The organism is Fredinandcohnia quinoae, assembly GCF_022427965.1.
Classification (GTDB): domain Bacteria; phylum Bacillota; class Bacilli; order Bacillales; family Bacillaceae_L; genus Ferdinandcohnia; species Ferdinandcohnia quinoae.
Genome location: NZ_JAKTTI010000010.1, coordinates 100997 through 107272, shown reverse-complemented (window position 1 = coordinate 107272; position 6276 = coordinate 100997). Strand labels below are relative to the sequence as shown.

Here is a 6276-nt window from a genome sequence, read left to right as displayed (position 1 = left end):
TGGTGTGAGAGGGTCGAACGAATCAAAATTCCGATTCGTTCACTCTACTCGATTTCTTCTTCAGCTTCTTCTTCCGTATAGGGATCGATCTCATATGGAGGTAGATCCCCCCAAATGGTCATTAAACCTTCATCGTCTAATGAATCTTCATAAATTTCATGTTGCGTATTTGGATAAATTGTAATGTTTTTTCCATCTATATCTGTTCCAATAAAATTTTCATAAGCTTCAACATAGCCTATTGGCTCATCTGCTTCGATATATGTTTCATTGTAATCATCAACTGCATCAACGAAGTCAGAGGGCGATTCGGATGTACCATATCTTGCTACATCCTGCCAAGAATCTTCAGCGTCAAACATGACAGCATCCCGATCATCGTATACAAATTTCCCCCATGGAGGTGATAAAATTTCCTCTTCAATTGGTCGAACATGGGAAGTAACTTGGGATGGGCTATGTTCAATACAAAAAGTTGTGGTAGGAATGGCTTTTAGTCGATCGATTGGTATATCTTTGCCACATTCTTCACACTTCCCATATGAACCATTTTCAATTGCTTGTAAGGCGTAATTAATTTCCTTCAGTTCTTCCTCTGAATGTTCATTAAGGGCAATATCCTTCTCTCTTTCGTATAGGGCAGAGCCGTTATCAGCAGGATGATTATCGTAATTAGATAACTCCCCCATTGTTTCATGAACAGATGCATTTTCCAAGTCGTAATGGTCGCTATTCTTTAATAGTTCTTCAACGCCTTGCTTTGCTTTTATCAACTGTGAACGGAAGGTTGATAATTGCTCCTTTGATAGCATATACAAGCACTCCTTCCAAATGTATTGTAGGCATGTGCTTATTATTTGCTTAAAAAACAAAAACATAATTGTAAAATTGTTCTTATCATAAAAAACGTAAGCTGCAGAGTTAACACATAACCATTGTGTAAATAATACGGTAAAAGTAAAAAACACGGTCTAATAGACCGTGTTTAGATATAGTAGCTTAGAAAGATTCCAATTGATAATAAAAATCCGAAGATTGTATTTGTTTGTGCTGTTGCTTTCATAGCGGGCATCATCTGAATCGGTTCCGATTTGCCGATAAATCCTTTTGTTGCTTGAATGGCTTTTGGAATACTTAATAATACAAGCAGGGACCAAAGCGGTGCAACACCTGTAAAAGCCAATACAACGGTCCACACATAAGAAAAAATAAAATTAGCTGCTAAAAACTTAATTGCATTATTTCTTCCAATTAAAATGGCTAATGTCTTCCGACCATTCTCTTTATCTCCATCTAAGTCCCTGATATTATTTGATAAATTAATCGCTCCAACTAAGATCATAATTGGAATGGAGACAAGGATACTTGTTGAAGTAACGGTCCCCGTTTGAATAAAGAAGGATATTAAAATAATAATAAGTCCCATAAAAAATCCTGAAGCAAGCTCCCCAAAAGGTGTATACGCAATTGGGAATGGTCCACCAGTGTATAAATAGCCAACAGCCATACAAATGGTTCCAACAAGGGCTAACCACCAGCTGCTATTCATACAAATATAAACTCCAAGCAATGTTGCGAAACCAAAAAAGGAAAAGGCAAGGTTCAAAATAAACTTTGGCTTGATTCCGTCTCGTACAATTGTCCCACCGATCCCAACAGATTCAGCATGATCCAAACCGCGTTTATAATCGAAATATTCATTGATCATATTTGTTGCAGCTTGAATTAATAAGCATGCTAGAAGCATGATAAGAAATAATGGAATATCAATGCTTGTATCTAAAAAAGCTAGCGCTGTTCCTATTAATACTGGAACGAATGCCGCTGTAAGGGTATGCGGTCGCATTAATCTCCACCAAACTTGAAAATCATTTGCATTTTTATTAGAAAGTTTATGTTTTGGTTGGATTTGAGGTTGCATAATTTAACTCTCTCCTTTCCATATACCAGTAAAATTGTGTACGTATGTCCATAGTAAAGTTTAGTGAATTGATATAGGGGTGTCAATGGTTTTATGTGTCAAAAGACATTAGAGAGAATGATCTCTATATATTATATAGGAAGTAAGTGGTCATAAGGCGTATTGATATGGTAGAATCATGATTGTTGACACTGTAATTTTAGCGGTGTATGTTAAATTAGAAATTATTATTAAAAAATAATTTCTAATTAAAATAATCAAGGCTTATATGAAAGCAAATGATATAATAAAACTAGAAAAAAACATACATTAACATAATATTCATGTTGGAATGGTTTCGGGGGGATTAGATTTGGTTATGATTCAACAAGGAAGTATGAAAGCTTATATACAAAAAGGTATTAATCGTTCGAAGGAAATGTCTACACCAATCATCGTTAGTCGGGTAAGAGAAATAAAGAACATTGACCCCCTTTTGTTCTTTGATGCTGGGAAAAAGGATTATCTAGGTGAACGTACTTTTTGGGCAGACCCAACTAATCAAACAATTATGGTCGGATTAGGAAAAGCATATACGATAAAAAATGATGGTTCAACAAACCGATTTGGACGGATAGAATCAGATTGGAAACGCTTAATTAAAAATCAAATTGTAGTCGATAACTATGCACCGTATGGAACAGGTCCGCTATTATTTGGGGGCTTTTCATTTGATCCATTGAAAGATAAAACGGGCCTATGGGATCGTTTTTCTGATGCTCAGTTTGTATTGCCTTTATTTATGTTATCAATCATAGATGGAAAAACGTGGTTAACAACAAATGTCGTATGTCAACAAGACATGGACAATGAATGTGAAATAGATTTAATAGAAGATACTCTCCTTACCGCTGCTGTAAAAATACAGATTCGCACCGAAGAATTTCCGTTTGAAAAAACAGAAATAGAACCGGTAAAATGGATGGATTCAGTTAAAGAAGCCGCTAAAAATGTCCGTGATGGGGAAGTTGAAAAAATTGTATTAGCTAGAGAAATTAGGGTGTTATTCTCACAATCAATAAAAACTGAGAGTGTGTTGGCTAATCTTAAAGAACAGCAACCGATGAGTTATTTATTTGCATTTGAAAATGGGGAATCGTGTTTCATAGGTGCTTCACCTGAAAGATTGATTAAAAAGGAAAAGGATGAGTTTTTAACAACATGCCTTGCCGGTTCGATTAAGAGGGGAAAAACCCAATCTGAGGATGAAAGTTTAGCAAATGAGCTATTAAGTGATCAAAAAAACCTTGTTGAACATGATGTAGTCGTTCAAATGATAAAGGAAGCAATGCAAGGAGCTTGCACAGAAATTACTTCCCCAAATGAACCGGGAATCTATAAAATGCGAGATATCCAACATCTATTCACGCCTGTAAGTGGTCGTTCCAAGGATGGTGTTTCGCTACTAGAAATGGTGAAAAAGCTGCATCCTACTCCAGCTTTAGGGGGGCAACCACAACAAAAAGCGATTGAAAAGATTAGAGAACTCGAGCTTCTTGACCGTGGCTGGTATGGTAGCCCAATCGGTTGGATTGATGCACATGATAATGGAGAATTTGCGGTTGCTATTCGTTCAGGTCTTCTTCAAGGGAATGAGGCATATTTATTTGCTGGGTGTGGAATTGTCGGTGATTCTGAACCAGAGAGTGAATACAATGAAACAAATATTAAGTTTAAACCTATGCTGTCTGCATTAGGAGGCAAAATTAATGAAGTCGACGAATAATACTTTAACTAGTTATGTTGCATCATTTGTGGATGAATTGGTACGTGTTGGAGTTAATGATGTGATTATTAGCCCAGGATCAAGATCAACACCAATGGCTATCTTAATGGCAGAACATCCTACTATGAATGTGACAATTAATATTGATGAACGTTCAGCAGCTTTCTATGCACTCGGTGTTGCAAAAGCGAAACAAAAACCAGTTGCGATACTTTGCACGTCTGGAACGGCTGCCGCTAATTATTTCCCAGCAATTGTAGAGGCTTTTAATGCAAGAATTCCATTAATTGTATTAACAGCGGACAGGCCCCATGAGCTGCGCGATGTCGGTGCACCTCAAGCCATTGACCAAAATCAATTGTATGGCAATTTTGCAAAGTGGTTTGTTGAAATGGCTATTCCTGAAGATGCAGAGCAAATGCTTAAATATGTTAGAACGGTTGCAGGACGGGCTGCTGGTAAGGCAATGTCAGCCCCGGCAGGTCCTGTTCATTTGAATTTCCCATTTCGTGAACCGTTAGTCCCTAACTTGGAAATGAACAACCTTTGGGGACAAGGTAGACAAGAACGTACAAAGCATGTCAATATTTTAGTGGGAAAACCAAAAATCGATGAAGACGAAATCGGCCATATTGTAAGCATCGTAAAAAATGTTACGAAAGGGCTTATTGTTTGTGGTGCACATGATGATCATGAATTTGTCGATGTAGTCACACAGCTAGCAGAAAAATTACAGTTTCCAATCGTAGCAGACCCATTATCGCAGCTAAGAAGCGGGGAGCATTCAAAGTCTCTTATTATTGATGGATATGATACGATTCTTCGTAATCCAGAATTCTGTGATGTGTATAATCCAGAACTGATTATTCGTTTTGGGGCGATGCCAGTATCTAAAGCACTTATGCAATATATTCAAAAGCAACCAAAGGCTACACAGATTGTAGTGGATGGTGATGGGGGTTGGCGTGAACCAACTCTGACTGCAACAGAAATGGTCTACTGTGATGAAGTGGAGTTTTGTAACACGTTAATAAAGATGACCACTGAAAAGGATCGATCTGACTGGGTCGACACTTGGGTACATATTAATAACATCGTAAAAGAAAGTAGTTCATCAATCGAAGATGAGCAAAGCTTATTTGAGGGAAGAGTATTTACTGAGCTCCAAGAGATTATTCCAAGAGATGCCACATTATTTGTTGGAAATAGTATGCCGATTCGTGATCTCGATACATTTTTTACTAATAATGAAAAACAATTAAAAATAATGGGGAACCGGGGGGCAAATGGAATTGATGGTATCGTTTCAACTGCACTTGGAGTTAGTTCGCAAAATCCCCATACAATTTTAGTAATAGGCGATCTTTCCTTTTATCATGATTTGAATGGGCTTCTTGCTGCTAAGCAACATCATCTAGACATAACGATTGTAATCATCAATAATGATGGTGGTGGAATATTCTCATTTCTACCTCAATCAGCAGAAGAGAAGCATTTTGAAGCATTATTCGGAACACCGATTGGACTTGATTATGAGCATGTAGTCAACATGTATGGTGGAACATTTAATCGTGTTAAAAACTGGGAGGGCTTCAGAACCGCAATTAATAACTCCATTACATCAAAAGGACTATCTGTAGTTGAAGTGAAAACCGATCGGAAGGAAAATGTCGCAATCCACAGAAAAATGTGGAGTAAAGTTTCCCGGGAAATAAATGAATTGATTAAAAAGGAATATGGAAATGCTTATAGAAGCGAATGAAATCGATTACTATGTAGAAATAGTAGGAGAGGGAGAGCCACTACTCTTTTTGCATGGGTTCACTGGCAGCAGTAAGAGTTGGAAGCAAATTGTTTCAATCCTTCAATCGGATTTCCAATGCATCCTTATTGATATTATTGGCCATGGCATGACAGACAGCCCTAGTGATTATAAGCGGTATGAAATCCAAAAAGTAGCATGTGATATATTGTCGATACTTGATTCATTGAAAATAAAGACCATTAATTTAGTTGGTTATTCAATGGGGGGAAGACTGGCAATCGCAATCGCCACCCTCTATCAAAATAGAATTTCGAAGCTTATTCTAGAAAGCAGTTCCCCTGGTTTACAAACTGAGGAAGATAGAAAGACTAGAAGACATGCTGATGAAAAACTTGCTATGAAAATTGAGAAGGAAGATATTGAGCAGTTTGTTCATTATTGGGAGAATATCCCGTTATTTTCTTCGCAAAAAAAGCTGCCACTAGAAACTCAATTTGCTATACGAAATGGTAGATTAAGTAATTCAAATATAGGCTTGGCAAATAGCTTGCGAGGAATGGGAACAGGTGCTCAAGACTCATACTGGGGACATTTAAGTCAACTGGAGATACCTACACTTTTATTATGTGGGCAGCTTGATGAAAAGTTCTGTAAGATTGCTGAAAGTATGAAAAATCAACTTCCAAATGCAAGAAAGATAGAAATTAATGGAGCAGGACATGCAATTCATGTGGAGAATCCAAAGTTTTTTGGTAAAATAGTAAGTGAGTTTGTAAATGGTCATTAATATCTGATCAATACAATACATATTAAAATACATATAAG

At 37.1% G+C, this 6276-nt stretch carries 5 protein-coding genes; 3 read left to right on the top strand and 2 right to left on the bottom strand.

The window, feature by feature from the left end; translation table 11 throughout:
• Positions 1-44 precede the first annotated feature (44 nt).
• The gene (locus tag MJG50_RS08895) at positions 45-812 is read right to left on the bottom strand and encodes a TraR/DksA C4-type zinc finger protein (RefSeq protein ID WP_240254890.1); all 768 of its coding nucleotides are present in this window, start codon (positions 810-812) and stop codon (positions 45-47) included.
• Between the two features lie 173 nt (positions 813-985).
• Entirely contained in the window at positions 986-1921 is a 936-nt protein-coding gene (locus MJG50_RS08890) for a 1,4-dihydroxy-2-naphthoate polyprenyltransferase (protein WP_240254889.1), read from the bottom strand.
• A 358-nt stretch (positions 1922-2279) separates the two neighbouring features.
• On the opposite strand from MJG50_RS08890, the gene MJG50_RS08885 reads away from it, so the two are divergent.
• From MJG50_RS08885 to menH, 3 genes are read left to right on the top strand one after another with little or no spacing between them, the layout of a single operon-like run.
• Positions 2280-3686, top strand: coding sequence for an isochorismate synthase (locus MJG50_RS08885; RefSeq protein ID WP_345893226.1), 1407 nt, complete (start codon positions 2280-2282; stop codon positions 3684-3686).
• Positions 3670-5448: a 2-succinyl-5-enolpyruvyl-6-hydroxy-3-cyclohexene-1-carboxylic-acid synthase gene (gene menD / locus MJG50_RS08880; RefSeq protein WP_240254885.1), complete on the top strand. Its 1779-nt coding sequence runs from the start codon at positions 3670-3672 to the stop codon at positions 5446-5448. The genes MJG50_RS08885 and menD overlap by 17 nt, the downstream gene beginning before the upstream one ends.
• A complete protein-coding gene (gene menH / locus MJG50_RS08875) occupies positions 5429-6238 on the top strand; it encodes a 2-succinyl-6-hydroxy-2,4-cyclohexadiene-1-carboxylate synthase (RefSeq protein ID WP_240254898.1) in 810 nt (269 codons plus the stop codon). The genes menD and menH overlap by 20 nt, the downstream gene beginning before the upstream one ends.
• Positions 6239-6276 lie beyond the last annotated feature (38 nt).